This window comes from Luteibacter sp. 621 (assembly GCF_050435445.1).
Taxonomy (GTDB): Bacteria; Pseudomonadota; Gammaproteobacteria; order Xanthomonadales; family Rhodanobacteraceae; genus Luteibacter.
The window spans coordinates 351,065-367,708 of the sequence record NZ_JBNDKI010000002.1; the positions used below are offsets into that span (position 1 = coordinate 351,065).

Genomic DNA, 16,644 nt, shown 5'->3' on the forward strand with positions numbered 1-16,644 from the left:
TTTGTCGGATTTACCCTACAAAGTTATATGGAAGTTTCCTCAAAAATCGGACTTTCTCTGAGGAAAAACGGCGAGACGATAAAGCGACTTTCGGCAGGAATTCTCAAACTACCGGTGTCGTTACTGTGCTACGCCGTTTTAAACCACCGCGTGCGAACCACGTCACGACCAACGGCATGAGGACGAGTGGCAGGTTGCTCATCCCCGGAATCCAGAATGCCAGTACGAACGAAAGCGTCGACATTAATGGAAGGGCGATAGTCCGCCGTCGCATGGCGGCGATGTCCTCGGCGGGCACGCCCTCGGCAACAAACGGCGCGCGCAACGCGGTGCGGAAGAGCCGCCATTGCAACACCCCCGAGATAAACAGGTTCAGCGAATAGAACATCTCGGGAATGCGCTCGGTGGGGTGCGTACTCATCAGTGCCGACGAGAACGGCATGAACGCGACCGACATCAATAGCGCCAGGTTGCGCCAGACAATGGCCGGGTCAAAGCGCTGTAGCATGCCGAACACACGGTGATGGGCGGCCCAAAGCGCGCCGACCACCACGAAGCTAAGCAGATAACCAAGGAAGTGCGGCACCAGGTGGCCCAGCGCTTGCAACCAGGCCGCGTCGCCGCCGCCCTCTACCTCGGGCACGTGAATCTCGATGACGAGGAGCGTGATCGCGATAGCGAATACGGCATCTGAAAAGAACGTCAGCCGTTCGAGTTGCTGCTCCTGCCCATGCGACATGCTCGGTCCCCCACCGTTGCGTGAAGGACGATCATCGCCTTGCCGGTGGTGCCGAGGCAACCACCGGCAAGGCATGGCCCGTCAATCGAGCGAGGATGCCGGGCCGAAGAACTCGTACTTCGCCCGCGCATCCGGCACGCCAAGGTCGCGAAGCGCGTTGCGCACACTCTTCATGAAGGGCTTGGGGCCCAGGAAGTACGCATCCATGGCGTCGGTGGCCGGCAGCCACGCCGCCAGCAGGTCGCGGTCCAGGAACCCCGTGGCGTGCGGTTCGGGATCTCCCGCACGCGGCGCCTCATAGCAGTAGTAGCGTTTCAGGTTGGGGTGCCGGGCCGCCAGCTCGTCGATCGCATCGCGAAAGGCGTGCACGCCGCCGTGGCGCGCCGCATGGATAAAGTGAATCGGCCGCCGGGTGGCCAGCGCCTGCTCGAGCATGGCCAGGGTCGGCGTAATGCCGACGCCACCGCTGATCAGCACCACGTCGCGCTCGCTCTCCTCCAGGGTGAAGTGGCCCGCCGGCGGGAACAGCTCCACGGTGTCGCCCACCTGCACCTGATCGTGCAGGAAATTCGAGACCGCACCGCCCGGCTGACGCTTCACGCTGATCCGGTAGGTCTTGCCATTGGCGGCAGCGGAGAGCGAGTAGTTCCGGCGCATATCCTGGCCATCCACGCTCACCCGCAGGCCGATGTACTGGCCGGGCGTGTGCACATAGACGGCGCCACCATCCACGGGAGCGAAGCGGAACGAGGTGATCTCGTCGCTCTCCGGGGCCTTCTCGACCACGCGGAACGCACGGCCGTCGCGCCAGCCACCGGGAGCCACGGCCTGCTCGTCGTAGATCGCTTCCTCAGCCCCGGCAAGGATGTTTGCAAGCTGCCCATAGGCGGCGCCCCAGGCGTCGATCACCGCATCAGTCGCGATCTCGGGCCCCAGCACTTCGCGAATGGCGCGAAGCAGGCAGGCACCGACGACCGGATAATGCTCACGACGGATGCGCAGCGAGACGTGCTTGTTCACGATCATGCCGACCAGATCGCCCAGCGCTTCGAGCCGATCAATGTGCTTGGCATACATCAGCACGCCGTTCGCGAGCGCGCGCGGCTGTTCGCCGGTCAGCTGGTTGGCCTGGTTGAAGTACGGGCGAACCTCGGGATGCTCGCTGAGCAGGATGCCGTAGAAGTGGGTCGTGAGGGCTTCGCCACCGGCTTCCAGCAGCGGGACGGTGGCGCGGACGATGGCTTTGTGTTCGGTGGAAAGCATGTGGGATCTTCTCGTTGGGTCGTTGGAGTTGCCCTTACCTATCCACGAGCCGTGCCAGCCACCTGCGACCTTTTTGATCAATACGTTGCCCAGCCATCGAGTCATAATGACCTCGCAACGGATCGAGTCGTACCGACTCGATAACGAGTCACTATGACCACACCCGACCACATTCTTGCCGCCCTGCTCCCGCTGGTGGATGACCTTTCCCGCGACCTGCCGGAAGCCGAGCGCTACCGGCGCTTGCTGGAGGCGCTACGTGGCCTGGTGCCCTGCGATGCCAGCGCCCTGTTGCGGCTGGAAGGCCAGGAACTGGTTCCCCTGGCCGTGAACGGGCTCAGTGTGGATACGCTTGGCCGTCGCTTCCGGGTGGCTGACCACCCCCGCTTTGCCGCACTACTCGGGCAGGCCGGACCCACGCTATTCCCTTCGGATAGCCCGCTCCCCGATCCCTACGATGGGCTCGTCACGGCCGAACCCCACCTCGACGTGCACGACTGCATGGGCTGCCCGCTGCAGGTCGACGGCACGCCATGGGGGCTGGTGACGCTGGATGCCTTGGAAGCCGGCCGGTTCGATACCAACGACCTGGCGACGCTGCGTGCTTTCGCCAGCCTGGCCGGTGCGACGGTAGCGGCGGGTGACCGCATGCGCGGCCTGGAACGCGATGCCGAGCGCGAGCACTCGCGCGCTGAGGGGTTTCGCCTCGCCGCAGGCCAGGCGCCCGTGCGCCGGCTCACCGGGCTCAGCCCGGCCTTCCGCCATCTCCAGGAAGATATCGCCACCGTGGCGCACAGCGACCTCACCGTGTTGATCCGCGGGGAGACAGGCACCGGCAAGGAGCTGGTGGCGCAGGCCATCCACGCCGCGTCCACGCGAGCCGACAGGCCACTGATCGCCGTGAACTGCGCGGCATTGCCGGAACAACTGTTGGAAAGCGAACTGTTCGGCCACGTGCGTGGCGCGTTTTCCGGCGCGACGACGGACCGGCGTGGCAAGTTTGAACTGGCGGACCACGGCACGCTGTTCCTGGATGAGGTGGCAGATCTTTCCTTGGGCGCCCAGGCCGCGCTGCTGCGGGTCATGCAAAGCGGCCAGCTGCAACGCGTCGGCTCCGATCGCGAGCATCGCGTGGATGTTCGCACCATCGCCGCGAGCAACCGGGACCTTGCCGATGAAGTGCGCGCTGGCCGCTGCCGGGCGGATTTCTACCACCGCCTGAGCGTGTATCCGCTGGTCGTGCCCACGCTGCGTGAGCGCGGCAACGATGTACTGTTGCTGGCAGGTGGGTTCCTTGAAGAAAACCGCGCGCGGCTCGGACTGAACGGTATCCGCCTCTCCAGTGAAGCGCAGGCACGTCTGCTCGGCTGGACATGGCCGGGCAACGTGCGCGAACTGGAGCACACAGTGGGCCGCGCTTCGCTGAAAGCCCTATCCCGCGCGGGCCGCGGAAAGGTGCTGGTCATTGAAGCGGGCGACCTGGACATTGCGCCATCCGAAACGGCGGCGCCTGCTCCCAACGCCGATGCAATACCGCCTCGCGACGCCGCGGGCCTGACGCTGCGTGCCGCGCTGGACCTCTACGAGCGCCAGCGCATCGAGGAGGCCCTGGCGCGCAGCGGCGGCCGCTGGGCCGCCGCTGCGCGCGATCTGGGCATGGACCGGGCGAACCTGCGGCGCTCGGCCGCCCGGCTGGGTATCGCTTAGCTGCCGATACGACGAAGCGGCTTGCCGCTCATCAGGTTGCGTTCGATCTGCTCCAGCGTCACGCCCTTGGTTTCGGGCACCAGCCACACGGTGAAGATGATGAACACGGCATTGAGCGCGGCGTACAGCCAGAACGTCTGTGCGTTGCCGATACCGGCCATCAGGCTAAGGAAGGTGACGCCAACAACGAAGTTGGTGCCCCAGTTGGTAAACGTGGATGCGGCGATACCGAAGTCGCGGCCCTTCAACGGCTGTACTTCCGAGCACAGGGTCCAGATCAGCGGGCCAGCCGACATGGCGAAGCCCACGATGAAGAACAGCAGCATGCCCACGGTGAATAGCTGCTCGGCGCGGCCGTTGATGCCCAGGGCCATCATGGTGCCAACGACGCCAAGGCCCACCGCCATCATGCTGAAACCGGCATAGAGGATCGGCTTGCGGCCAAGGCGATCGACCAGGCCAAACGCAATGAGGGTGGCCAGCACGTTGGTAAGGCCCACCGCTGCGGTAAACCACATCTGCGCCTGGGTGTCGTAGCCCATTTCCTTGAAGATGCGCGGTGCGTAGTACATCACCACGTTCATGCCGGTGAATTGCTGCATGGCTTGCAGCAGCATGCCCAGCCCCACCGAACGACGGAAGTTGCGGTTCTCGCGGAACATGCTCCAGCCATGCTGCTTCGTCTTCAGCTGTTCCTCGATATCGGCGATTTCCTTTTCCACCACGCGCTCATCGCCGCGTAGCTTGGCCAGCACGATCTGCGCATCTTCCTTACGTCCACGCAGGAGCAACCAGCGCGGGCTATCGGGCAGGAAGAACAGGCCCACCATGAACAGCGCGCCCGGCACCGCGATCACGCCGAGCATCCAGCGCCAGTTACCCGTGCTGCTGAAGGCGGTATCGGACAGGAACGCCAACAGGATGCCGGTGGTGATCATCAGCTGGTAGGTGGAGATCATGGCGCCGCGGATGCGCTCGGGCGCCACCTCGGCGAGATAGAGCGGGGCGGTAAAGGTCGCCACGCCGATGGCCAGGCCGAGGACGACGCGGGCGACGATGAGGCTCTCCGGGCTCCAGGCCATGGCACAGAACAGCGAGCCGGTGATAAACAGCACGGCTCCAAGCATCAGCGAGCGCTTGCGGCCCAGCGTGGCCGACATCCAGCCGGCGCCCAGTGCACCGGCAGCGGCACCGAGGGTCATGCTGCTCACCACCCATTCAATGGTGCGGTCAGTGGCTCCGAAGTCCTTCTGGATGAACTGCTGGGCGCCTGAGATCACACCGATATCCAGGCCGAACATCAGGCCGGCGAGGGCCGCGAGAATACAGGTGGTAACGATGGCCGTCCTGGGGTGGGCGGCCTGGACTTGTTGTTTGACAGCGACATCCATGGAGGTACCTGTGGATAAAGGGGACCCCGGCATTGGATGCCGCGTCATGTATTCACGAGGTCACCTGCATGTCGGCCGGCCGTGATGCCCGATTGTGCATATACGGCAAAATGGGGCGCCTCGCGGCATCGGTAAGTGCTCAAAACCCACGCCAAGGCCTTCGGATATCTGCGCCCCATACGCCCTGCCGCCCAACCCCGCTGCCCGGGGCGGCTGCGATGCAACGGCATGGCGGCCCCGCTAAAAATCACCTTATCGCCACCGAAAAGCGCAACTCTTGGCAAGCGCGTTGCGGCATACGCTGTGGTAGCGTCGATCTGCTATTGCTTGCGTTTCCTTTCCTTCCGCCTTTGTACGCCGCCTTGAGTTACCAGAACGCCATCACCCCTACCGACGATCCCACCCTGACAACGCGCGATGCCGCGCGGCTGCTCGGCATTTCCGTGAGCACGGCCCAGAAGTGGATCGAAAGTGGTGCCCTGGTGTCCTGGAAAACGCCCGGCGGCCACCGCCGCATGCGCCAGAGCGCCGTGCTTGCCCTGCTGGAGGAGCGCACCGCGCTGGCGGCGGATCCGCTGCAGGCCATGTCGCCTGAACTGCGCCCGGAGCGCATGCCGGCCTACCCTGTTCCCGACGACGAAGCCGGGCGCCTGCGGGCGTTGGGCCGCACAGGCTTGCTGGATACCCCGGCCGAGCCGGCGTTCGATCGCATCACCTGGCTGGCCGGCCTTATCGCCGGTACCCCGGTGTCGCTGATCACGCTGCTCACCTCGCAACGGCAGTGGTTCAAATCGCACCGCGGCACGAGCATGACCCAGACGCCTCGCGAATGGGCCTTCTGTGGCCACGCCATCCTGGGCGACGACATCATGACCGTGGAGGATGCCCGCGAGGACGAACGCTTCCGGCATAACCCCCTGGTGACCGGTAACGAGCACCTGGTGTTCTATGCCGGCTGCCCGCTACGCAGCCCCGATGGCCACGCCCTGGGGACCCTGTGCGTCATCGATAGCGCCCCGCGCCGCCTGGATGAGACGCAGCGGGAAGGCCTGCGCGCCCTGGCGGACATCGCCGAAGATGAGATCCGCCTGTACATGACCGAGCGCGGCCGCCGCTGGGCGTAGTCGCCTAACCCGGCGGGGCCCAGGGATCGTAGCTGCCGAAGTACCAGAGCCGCCCTTCCAGGTCTCGGGCTGAGTAGCCGGCGCCGCCGTATTCCTTCTCTTCGTAGTCGTCGATGATCGTGGCGCCGTGGGCTTTGGCGTTCTCGTAGTGCGCCTTGAGATCGGCGACGGTAACGCAGGGACACTGGGTTTCCCGACCACCGATCTGGTCCGGTTGCACGATGTGCTCGGCGAACGGCGTATCGCCGATGACCGAGCCGAGCATGATCATGCCCTCACCGAAGGTCAGTTGCGCGTGCACCACGATGTCCGGGTTCGTGTCATCGCGGTAAACGGCATGTTCGCTGAAGCCGAAGGCCTCGCAGAGGAAGCGAATGGCGGCCGGCGCGTCGCGGTAGCGCAAGCAGGGAATGATCGTGCTGGGCATGGCGGCAGGTTCCCTTGGGGGGGAAACCAAGGGTACCGCTTCTTCGCTACCTTGGCTTTTCGCGCGCAAGCGCGCTCCTACAGGGGCTCGGGCCTCGTCCTGACGACAGATCAGGCCAGTTCGGAGACCGCCCGGCGGACGGAGTCGATGCCGCCCGCCTGGGTGTTCGTGGCACGGGCCACGTCGGAGACGCGATCCAGCAGCGTGGTGACTGAGCCCAGGATGTTGCGCATGGCCTCGCCCGCCTCGCCACTGCGCTCGCTGCCTTCGCGCACACGCTCCAGGGTGTTTTCGATAAGCGCACGAATATCTTTGGCGGAATCGGCGCTGCGCTGGGAGAGCATGCGCACTTCCTGCGCCACCACGGCGAAGCCCTTGCCATGCACACCTGAACGCGCGGCCTCGATCGAGGCGTTAAGCGCGAGGATATTGGTCTGGAACGCGATCGAGTCGATCATGCCCACGATCTCGGCGATATCACGTGCGCCATCCTGGATCGCGCCCATGGTGGCAATCACCGCATCGACCATCGCGCCGCCATCGGCCGCGGAGCGGCTCGCCTCGTTGGCAAGCGCGTTGGTCGCGCGCGCCTGCTCGGCGATCGCCGGTACGGTATCGGCCAGCTCCGTGAGCGAAGCGTGCAGCGTGCGCGTGGCGCGGGTCTGCGCTGTCACGTCGGTGGCGTACTTCACGACCTTGAACGGGCGGCCGGCCATGTCAAAGATCGGGTTGTAGCTGCCCTGTATCCACACCTCGCGGCCGCGCCGGTCCACGCGGTGGTACAGGCCCGAGTCGTACTCACCACGGCCGAGCTTTTCCCAGAACGACAGGTAATCGGCACTTTCACGTTCTGCGCGGTCGACGAACATGCAGTGGTGCTGGCCGATCACCTCTTCGCGCATATAACCCATGGTCGCAAGGAAATTGTCGTTCGCTTCCAGGATGTGCCCATCGAGCGTGAAGCTGATCACGGCCTGGGCCTTGTCGATGGCGGCCAGCCGTCCTTCCATGTCGGCGGTACGCAGCCGTTGTTCCGTCACATCGGTGGCGAACTTCACCACGCGCACCGGGCGTCCGTGGCGATCGAGCACGGGGTTGTAGCTGGCCTGGATCCACACCTCCCGGCCACCGGCGCCGAGCCGGCGATACAGGCCCATGTCCGGCTGGCCGGAGCCCAGGCGCTTCCAGAACTCGGCGTATTCCGCCGTCTCGGCCTCGGCGGGATCCATGAACACCCGATGGTGCTTGCCCTGGATCTCGCGCAGCGAGTAACCCATGGCATCGAGGAAATTCTGGTTGGCGGAAAGAATGGTCCCGTCCAGCCCGAACTCAATGACGGCCTGCGTCCGGTTCAGCGCGTCCATCTTGCCGCGCACGCCGGTTCGCCCCGCGCTCATGAGCGAACGCAGCCCTTCGATGATGTTGGATGCCATGGGAGCCCCCGCCCTGTGATTAACCCTCAGGCGCTACTTATCGTCGTTTCGGGGCAGACTCTGAACGGTGGGTGCCGAATTTACCCACAGATTTCGTGAACGCCAATTCACATGTGCTATTCAACCGATCCAATTCCGAGATCGCGGGCATCCGATGCCCCGCGATCATCCACGACACGCACGAGAAAGCGTCCGGTGCGCTCCGGTGTCCACATCCAGGTTTGCCCCGCTGGCGTGCTTCCGACATAGGCGTTATCAACGAACCAATACAGGGTACGCACCCCTGCATCGGTCGTAGCCGTGAAGGCAATTTTCTCGGTGCCAAACCGGGAAACACGTATCTGGTAGGTGCTGCCCTTGAGCGGCGACGTGATCCGCGGCGGATCACCTGGGGGCTGCCCACCGCCCTGGCAATCGGGCAGCGGCGGTGGCGTACGCCGGGCCATGCCCGCCTGGGCAAACACGCGTGCAAGGTCGGAAGGCCAGTATTCGTACACTTCGGTGTGGGTCGTTTCCCGATCGAACGGCGGGCACGCCGGCTTGCCACTGCGGTTATCCACCACGACCGGGCGGTGCACGTTACTTACCTTGATCGGTGACTTGCCGGGAATGAACCAGGTACTGCCGACCTGCGGGCACCACGTGTTGGGCAGGTCACCGCTGGCCAGGCAGATGGGCAGGCGGCGCAGGTTGGGCGGGTTGCGGCGGATAGGCTCGGCCAGCCCCGGCCGCTCCGCGCGCAGGGCATCGGCGATACGGAAGAACAAAGGAGCCGCGGCGTCGACGCCGACGAAGGCCGGGTTGCCCGTGCTATCGAAGTTGCCGATCCACACGACAAGTACGTACGGCCCGAACGAGCCTGCCGTCCATGCATCGCGAAAGCCCCACGATGTACCGGTTTTCCAGTACACCGGCAACCGCGACGGTTGGGCCGCCACGGCATCGTCGGGGCGCGGGTTCTGCCGCAGCATGTCCATCACCATGAAACTGGCTTCTTCGCTGAGCAGGCGCGTGCCTTTGCCGTTCGGTTGGGTAGCCTCAGTGCGCAACGGGCGCAGCTCACCGCGGTTGGCCAGCATGGCGTACAGGCCCGCGAGTTCCTGCATGGTGACTTCACCGCCGCCGAGCACCAGCGCGAGGCCGTAGTGCTGTTCGCTCTGCATGCGCGATACACCCGCATCGCGCAGGAACTGGTACAGGTTCGGGTTACCCAGGCGCGCGGCAACCTGCACAGCGGGGATGTTGCGGCTGCGAATCAGTGCCTGCGTTGCCGTGACCGGGCCAAGGAACCGCCCATCGAAATTCTCCGGCGTATACGGGCCGAAGGCCGAAGGTACGTCGCGCAAGACCGTCTCGGGATGCAGGATCCCCTGGTCGAAACCGAGCGCATAGATGAAAGGCTTGAGCGTGGAGCCCGGCGATCGCTTGGCCTGCGTACCGTTCACCTGGCCAAAGATCGCTGGATCGAAGTAATCCGCCGAACCGACCATGGCCTTGATGCCCATGTCGCGCGTATCCACCAGCAACGCGGCGGCATTACGGATGCCACGCGCGCTCGCGTGGTCTACGTACTGGCGCACCTGGCGTTCAAGGCTGTGCTGCAGGCCAAGGTCGAGCGTGGTGGTGACGCGCATGTCGTCGCCGCCTGTCAGGCGCCGGTCGGCCAGCACTTGCTCCACGAAATGCGGTGCTTCGAAGGGCAGGCGGGATAACGAACGCAGGCGCAGCGGCAGGTCGAACAGCGGACGCGCACTGGCATCCTCCGGATGCCGCTCCACCCAGCGTGCGAACAGCCGGTCACGTGACGCGCGCAACGCCTTATCGATCACGCCCGTACCGTTGGCGTTGCCGGGCAACCCGCGCGCGGGTTCCTGCGGAATCACCGCCAGGGTCAATGCTTCGGGCAAGCTCAGCCGCGCGGGCGGCTTGCTGAAATAGGCCAGGCTCGCTGCGCCAACCCCCTCCACGTTACGCCCGTAAGGTGCCGCATTGAGGTAGGCCTCAAGAATGTCGTGCTTGGAGTACTGCAGTTCGAGCTGCATGGCCCGCATCGCCTGCACGAGCTTGCCACCCGGGCTGCGGGTATCCAGGTGCCACAGCAGGCGCGCCAGCTGCATGGTGACCGTGGAGCCACCTTGTGGATTGCCATGCCGCACATAGGTCACCCATGCGCCACGCATCAGCCCCCAGGCGGAGACGCCAGGGTGCCAACGGAACCATCGGTCTTCGTGCAACAGCACGCCATCGACCAGCGCCGGTGAAATGTCTTCCAGTGGCACCCACAGCCTGTACCGGTCGTCGCTGGCCAACGTCAGGCGCAGCAGCTGTCCACGGTCGTCGTAAACAGCCGTGGACGAGGGCAGCCACGCCCGCAACGGATCATGCGGCCAGAGCCGGCAGGCCACCGGCACGGCCGCGACCAGCAACAACGCCACGAGGACGTTGTGCCAGCGCGGCCAGCGGAGGCGGGAGAACAACCCCTTCACGTCAGGGCTTCGACTCCACCGTGAGTTTGCCGCCACCCGGTGCCGTCGCCTGCGTGCTGCGATCGTAAAGTGATTCCACCTGGGCCGGTGGGATCACGAACGTGCCGGCGTTGGTTGCCTTGATGCGGTAGATGAACTCCTGCACATCGGTCGATGCGTAGCCGTACACAACCACGCGATCTTCGCGCACATCCGCGTACTCGGGCTTCCACGTGGAGTTCGGGTTGCCGATCGGCGATCGCCACGCCGGCGTCGAATCATCAGCTGCGTTGGCATCGCCTTCCGAATCATCTTCCGAGCTGGTCTCGGCATCAGCGCCTTCGGTATCCGAAGTGGTCTCGTCGGATGACGGTGCCGCCTGGTCATCCGGCGCCGGCGGCGCCTGGGTATCCAGGACGGGTTCGAAACCACCCGGCAGCAGGTCGGTGATGGCGATATTGCTGATGCCCCCTTCCTTGGTGGCGCGGATCCGGACGTGCACATCCACTTCGTCGCCCACGCTCAGCTTGCTGATCGTGCTGCCCTTGGTGTCAGTGTAGGTGCGCGTGATCTCCAGCCCATCCTTGCGGACCTGGGTGGAAGGCGCACGATCGAAGCCTGCCTGGGTCACGGCATACCAGGCCGTGCTGTCGGCATCATTGACCAGGCGCAGGCGCTGGGCGGCGGCGCTGAACCTGGCATCGAGCACCACGCCTTCCGGCTTGCCGATCGGCGTGACCGTGCCGTCCTTTGCCACCGAACCGATCGAGAGCTTGTCGATACCGGTGGCGCCTTCCTTCGCCCACGCATCAAGCGCAAGAATGATCATGCCCGACGACAGCGTGTTGTAGTGGCCCTGGCCCAGCGGGCGAACCAGCGTATCAACCAGCGATGGCGGCAAGTCTTTCGCCTGCTCAGGGAAATGCTTTGCCAGCAGGTAAAGCACCGTGGCGTCGCGGATCGGCGCGTCGTAGTACGCCTCGTAGCTGTAAGGCTCGTTGGTTGCTTTGCGCAGCAGCAGTTTGCGCGGCCCGGCGATCAGGTCGTTCGCGACCCGGTCCTGGTGTAGCAGGCGATACGAAGCCGCCACCCATGCCGCCGCGAGGTCATCCTTCCACGTGGTGGCGTAGGCCTCCTGCAGGCGGCGCTGCACGGAAGCGAGATCGTTGGTGGTGACCACGCCCTGCCGGGTCAGCAGGTAGATGGCGTACGCGCGCTGGCGCATCTCGGCCAGGCTATCGCCGCTATCGTCCGCCGCAACCTGACGCAATGCCTTGTCCGCGGCATCAAGCATGTCGCGCGGTACGGCCACGCCACGGTCGCTCGCCTCGATCAGGTAATGCACGGCGTAATCGGTGGCGAACACGTGCGTATCCGGTGTCGCGGTCCACAGGCCGAAACCGCCCTGTCCGTTCTGCCGCGCACGCAGCGTATCGAACAACGCCGCCACAGGATCTGTTGGCGGTGCGGCGCCATCGAACATCTGCGCGGGTTTGATATCGCCGAACTCGGGGCGCTTGCCCAGGATGAGTGCCGGCATGGCGGCGCTGATCACCTGTTCGGTACAGGCATGCGGGAAGTCGACCAGATAGGCGGCGAGGCCACGCGCCAGCACCACCGGCACGGTGGAGAACGCAGCGTCGCGGCGCGCATACGCATCGAACATATCGCGCAGACCGGAGACATCGGCGCGTGCGTGCGCATCGACGTGGCCGAACGCGAGTTCGGTACGCATGGCCGATGCCGGCCGCACCGACACGTCCACGCCCTGGCGGGCTGATTTGCCATTGGCACCGGCGCTGAAGGCCAGGTGGCCCGAGCCGAGCTTGTCCGTGGCGCGCACGCGGAAGATTGCCGCGCCCTCGCGCATCTCGCCCAGTTGCAGCGTTTGGGTGGCGTTACCCACCACCTGCAGCTGCGGGCCTACCTTCAGCTCGACCGACACCGGGATGGTCTTACCGCCCAGGCCGGTGAGGTTGTTGGCCACACCCACACTCACCTCGGCCTCGTCGCCCGGCGCCAGCGTGGTCGGTACGTTCGGCGAGAGCACGAAATCGCCACGCACCGTCGTCGCGCCTTCAAAGGTGCCAATACGTTCTGGCGACACGGCCACGGCCATCACGCGCAGCTTGCCGTTGAAGTAATCCGGCACCTTCCACGTGAGGTCGCGGCTACCGTCCACATCCACGATGCCGGACCAGAACGCCACCGGCTTATCCTGCTTGCGGCGGAACGGGTTGAGCTGGCGGCCGATCGCACCCTCGGCATCACCGCCTGGCGCGGCCAGGGCCGTCAGCTTGGTGAAATCGGGGATGATCAGGTCGAGGATCTGCGTGGTGCTGACTTCCAGCATGCGCTTGCGGAAGAAGTACTGCAGCGGGTCGCCCAGTTTGTAGCGCGCCACCTGCAGGATGCCCTCGTCCACGGCGAATACCACGGCCCGCGTCGGCGTGCCTGACGTGACGTGGAAGGTCAGCGTATCGCCGGGCTTGACCAGGTCCGGTGTTTCCACGCGCAGGCCTTCTTTGCGCGCATCCATGTTCACCGAGAACGGCACCACGCCGAACGACAACGGGCTCATGAAGATCTCGTCGGAAGACGGATCACGCACGTACTGCACGTTGATATAGCCGTTGCCCTCGAAGCCGGCCGGCACCGTGATGTGCTGTACCGAACTGGTGGTATCGGCATGGAACCACGCGTGCGCATACACCTTGTCGCGCTCGATGGTGATGAGGCCACTGCCGGCGTACGGCGCGCGGATGGCGATATCCACCGCTTCGCCCGGCGCGTAGTCCTTCTTCGACAGCGCCAGCTGCAGCTCGGCATTGCGTTCCAGTGAACGCGATACATTGCCCTCGCCGGCGACCGACCAGGCCACGCGGTTCACTTCCTTGCCCTCGGCGTTCTTTACCACCAGGGCGAAGTTGCCCGGCTTGTTCGTGGGCAACGCCACATCGAGGCCTGCTGCCGGAATGGTGAGTCCGGTCTCCGACAACGTGGTTTCACGTGCTTTGGATTCGTACTTGTAAACGCCTGAATCCTGCTTGGTCAGCACCGAGACGTAGCGGGTCTCGACAATAGCCTGCTTGAGGCCCGCCAGGTCCATGCGCTTGGCCTCGGGGTTGATCGCCACGAGGTTCACGTTGCGCACGGCGTCACGTGCGACGTAATCCAGGTTATCGGGCGCCTTGTAGCCCACCAGCCAGTCATTGGACGAGACCATGCCCTGCGTGGCAGCGGCGACGCTGCGGCCGCCTTCGGCCTCGTATGCCTTGGCCAGGAAATACAGCTGGTAAGTGGCATCGGCGTAACGCGAAAGGTCGAGCGGGAACTCCGCGTGGCCCTTATCGTCACTCTTTTGGTCCGCCAGCTTTTCCTCGAAGCCATCCTTCGCGCGGCGGATGTCGTAGAAGTGGTAATCCTTGAAACTGGGGAACGACGGGAAGGCCGGGCGGAGGGTCAAGGACCCTTCCACCCGACGCCCCGCAGCGGGGGTACCGAACAGGTTCTGCACGTCGACCAGTGCCTTCAGCTGCGCCGGCTTCACCCAGCCTTCGGGCACCGCGGCGGAGAGCTTCGCCGATACCTTCATGCGATCGGGTTGAAACTCCTTCACCTGCACGGTGGTGTCGCCGATCTGCGAGTACGGCTTGCCGTCCTTCGCGATGTACAGGTTCACGGTCCAGTTGCCGGTCGGCGAGGTTTCGGCCGTGGTGTAGTCCAGCTCGGCAAAGCCGGCCTGGTCCATGGTGACCGGTTGCTGGCGAACCGTGGTGCCGCGTGGGTCCACGATCTGGGCGACCAGCGGAATGCCGGCAACGCTGCGTGTCCACGTGCTCGCCCGCACGATCAGGCCAATGTGGAACTGGTCGCCCGGCCGGTAGATGCCGCGATCGGAGAACAGGTAACCGGAGAGCTGGCCCGCGCTCATCGGGCTCACGTCGCCACCGATATCGAAGCGCGAGAAGTCGAGCTGACGGTCACGCGCGCTGATCGGCAGGAACGAGAGGTCCTCGCCCTGGCGCACCACCACCATCGCGGGCTCCTTCTCCTGGATGAAGCCCGCCAGGCCGGCGAAGTGCGCGTGACCATCGGCGCCCGTGGCCTGGGTGAGCAAGGTGGTGCCGTTCTTGGCGATGATCGAGACCGAGGCGCCCGCAGCGGGCTGGCCGCTGCGGATCGACTGCACGTAGATATCGCGGCTACCATCGGCCGCGCGCTTGGCAATCACACCAAGATCGGTGATCACGACCAGGCGATGGTCGCTGGGCCACTCGTAGGAGGTGTAGCCCCCTTCGCGGTCGAAGCGCTCACCAGCCGCGGCCGCATCGGCATCCGGATCGCCGCCGGCTTCGCGGCCGGCCGCTTCGCGTGCGGCCTGCATGGCCTTCTCACGCATCTCCTTCTCACGCGCCGGGTCGAAACCCTGCAGCTTCAGCAGGAACACGCCGCGCTTGCCGCTGGCGAGGTACTGGCCGACGTCGAACCCTTCGTAGTGCGCCTTGCCAGGGCCTTCGTCGGCGATAGGCACCTTCTTCACAAAGCGCTCGGTGATGTTGTCTTCGCTGATGCCATAAAGGTAAGGCTTGGCGAACGTGCCGCCCGACATGGTCACCAGGTGCTGCAGCTGATCCGGCAGCACGCGACCCACTTCGACCCGTAAACCCGGCATATTGCGCGAGACAATGGATACACGGTGGTCGCCCGAGAGCGACAGCAGGGCACCGTCGGACATGAAGCGGAGCAGTCGCGGGTAATCCGGAACCGGCAGGATCTCGGCGTACGACTTCGGCATCACGTAGCCGCCGAACGAGGTCATGCCTTTCTCGACACGCACGTACAGGCGGTCGCCGGGCTGGGCATGGAAACGGAAGCTCTGTGTCTCCGACCAGTCATTCTCCGTGGGCACCACGTCGGCCTTCACCGAGGTCCAGCTGCGCAGGTCGGCGTCACGGACATCGCTCGCGCCGTAGGCCTTCGCGTCCTTCGGGATAACCCACGCGCGCACGTGCTTGGCCAACTCGGTATCGCTTACTGCGCTGGCAAACGCCATGGTCACGACCTGCTCCGGCTCGAAACGGTCGTTATCCACCAGCGTGGCCTGCATCTCGTTGATCTTCAGGCTGTACAGGCCCGGCACGCGAACGCTGGTTTCCAGCGCCTTTTCGGTGCCGTCGCCGCCGCGGCTGCTACGCACGCCATCGGCCACGTTCATGCCTACCGCGCCATCATCGCGTGGCAGCTGGAGCGGCATGGAATGCACGAACGCATTGAGGTGGTGCTCGTCATACGTCACGCTGAACTTCAGGTCGCTGCCGTGCTTCTGGTCGTGTTCGCGCAGATCCAGGGCAATGCGTTTTTCGAGTTCGGCGGCGTCCACCGGGTAGTTAAAGGCGAGCTGGATAATCGTCTTGCGTCGGGTCGGATCCTGCGGATCCTGGTAGAACTCGCCGTTGGTGACGCGCGCGGTAAAGGGCACGGTATTGAACGTGGCTTCGTCATCGGCAAGCAGCGCCTGCGGCGCGAAGACCTTTGCTTTGTCGAAGCGCACCTCGAACTTGCGGCCGACCGGCCAGTCGGTGGCCGGCGTGAACACCAGCGTGCGGTCGTCCTGCCACTTCCACTGGCCGCCCTGGCGTGGTTCCAGCGCAATGCCATCGGTCACCGGCTTGCCGAGCGATTCGATGCGTGCCGCGGAGCCGGAAAAGCGAATTTCCAGCGAATGAATGTCTGGCCGTGCATCGCTGTAGTCGGTCACCGCCGGCGCGACTACCTCGAAGGTAATGCGGTTCGGCTCCGCCGCCTTGGGCCGATTGACCCACCAGTGCCAGCCGAACCACCCCGCCGCCGCCAGCAGCAGGACACCGGCGATCGTGCCGGTGAACTTCAGCGGGTGCTGGCGGGCGGCCTTGCCGGTGGCGGGTACCCATGCCGGGGCCGACCAGGCCACATTGCCAAAGATAGGCCGCAGCAGGAAGGCGAGCAGCCAGCCCAGGCCGCGCAGCAGGCGCACCGGGAGCATTGCGAGGAAGCGCAGGAGATCCATGTTCCGTTCCAATCCTTTCACGTAGGGCGGTTGGCCGCCGAGGGGG

General features: G+C 65.0%; 9 protein-coding genes and 1 pseudogene. 2 read left to right on the forward strand and 8 right to left on the reverse strand.

Going from position 1 to position 16,644, the window contains the following annotated elements:
- Window positions 1–103: 103 nt before the first annotated feature.
- Window positions 104–739, reverse strand: a complete 636-nt coding sequence (locus ABIE56_RS03815) for a TMEM175 family protein (protein WP_429242502.1) — start codon at window positions 737–739, stop codon at window positions 104–106.
- A gap of 81 nt (window positions 740–820) precedes the next feature.
- Entirely contained in the window at window positions 821–2,002 is a 1,182-nt protein-coding gene (gene hmpA / locus ABIE56_RS03820; protein ID WP_429242503.1) for an NO-inducible flavohemoprotein, read from the reverse strand.
- A 153-nt stretch (window positions 2,003–2,155) separates the two neighbouring features.
- Between hmpA and norR the strand changes: the two genes are divergently transcribed.
- Window positions 2,156–3,709, forward strand: a complete 1,554-nt coding sequence (gene norR / locus ABIE56_RS03825; protein WP_429242504.1) for a nitric oxide reductase transcriptional regulator NorR — start codon at window positions 2,156–2,158, stop codon at window positions 3,707–3,709.
- Here norR and ABIE56_RS03830 read toward each other — a convergent pair.
- On the reverse strand, window positions 3,706–5,100 hold the full coding sequence (locus tag ABIE56_RS03830) for a sugar porter family MFS transporter (protein ID WP_429242505.1): 1,395 nt from the start codon (window positions 5,098–5,100) through the stop codon (window positions 3,706–3,708). The genes norR and ABIE56_RS03830 overlap by 4 nt on opposite strands.
- Window positions 5,101–5,462: 362 nt before the next feature.
- Between ABIE56_RS03830 and ABIE56_RS03835 the strand changes: the two genes are divergently transcribed.
- Window positions 5,463–6,224, forward strand: a complete 762-nt coding sequence (locus tag ABIE56_RS03835) for a GAF domain-containing protein (protein WP_429242506.1) — start codon at window positions 5,463–5,465, stop codon at window positions 6,222–6,224.
- A 4-nt stretch (window positions 6,225–6,228) separates the two neighbouring features.
- Here ABIE56_RS03835 and ABIE56_RS03840 read toward each other — a convergent pair whose 3' ends face one another.
- The 5 genes and pseudogenes from ABIE56_RS03840 to ABIE56_RS03860 form a co-directional block, all read right to left on the reverse strand.
- Window positions 6,229–6,651, reverse strand: coding sequence for a VOC family protein (locus tag ABIE56_RS03840; protein ID WP_429242507.1), 423 nt, complete (start codon window positions 6,649–6,651; stop codon window positions 6,229–6,231).
- Window positions 6,652–6,761: 110 nt separating this feature from the next.
- Window positions 6,762–7,325 (reverse strand): methyl-accepting chemotaxis protein, encoded by a 564-nt coding sequence (locus tag ABIE56_RS03845; RefSeq protein WP_429242605.1) that lies wholly within the window; start codon window positions 7,323–7,325, stop codon window positions 6,762–6,764.
- Window positions 7,308–8,015, reverse strand: a pseudogene (locus ABIE56_RS03850) (PAS domain-containing protein); the annotation flags it as partial. The pseudogene ABIE56_RS03850 and the gene ABIE56_RS03845, both read right to left, overlap by 18 nt.
- 185 nt (window positions 8,016–8,200) lie before the next feature.
- Window positions 8,201–10,570 (reverse strand): penicillin-binding protein 1C, encoded by a 2,370-nt coding sequence (pbpC, locus tag ABIE56_RS03855; RefSeq protein ID WP_429242508.1) that lies wholly within the window; start codon window positions 10,568–10,570, stop codon window positions 8,201–8,203.
- Window position 10,571: 1 nt separating this feature from the next.
- On the reverse strand, window positions 10,572–16,598 hold the full coding sequence (locus tag ABIE56_RS03860) for an alpha-2-macroglobulin family protein (protein ID WP_429242509.1): 6,027 nt from the start codon (window positions 16,596–16,598) through the stop codon (window positions 10,572–10,574).
- Window positions 16,599–16,644 lie beyond the last annotated feature (46 nt).

Coding starts and splice junctions, on each gene's coding strand:
- ABIE56_RS03815 (WP_429242502.1), bottom strand. CDS start 739: ATGTCGCATGGGCAGGAGCAGCAACTCGAACGGCTGACGTTCTTTTCA.
- hmpA (WP_429242503.1), bottom strand. CDS start 2,002: ATGCTTTCCACCGAACACAAAGCCATCGTCCGCGCCACCGTCCCGCTG.
- norR (WP_429242504.1), top strand. CDS start 2,156: ATGACCACACCCGACCACATTCTTGCCGCCCTGCTCCCGCTGGTGGAT.
- ABIE56_RS03830 (WP_429242505.1), bottom strand. CDS start 5,100: ATGGATGTCGCTGTCAAACAACAAGTCCAGGCCGCCCACCCCAGGACG.
- ABIE56_RS03840 (WP_429242507.1), bottom strand. CDS start 6,651: ATGCCCAGCACGATCATTCCCTGCTTGCGCTACCGCGACGCGCCGGCC.
- ABIE56_RS03860 (WP_429242509.1), bottom strand. CDS start 16,598: ATGGATCTCCTGCGCTTCCTCGCAATGCTCCCGGTGCGCCTGCTGCGC.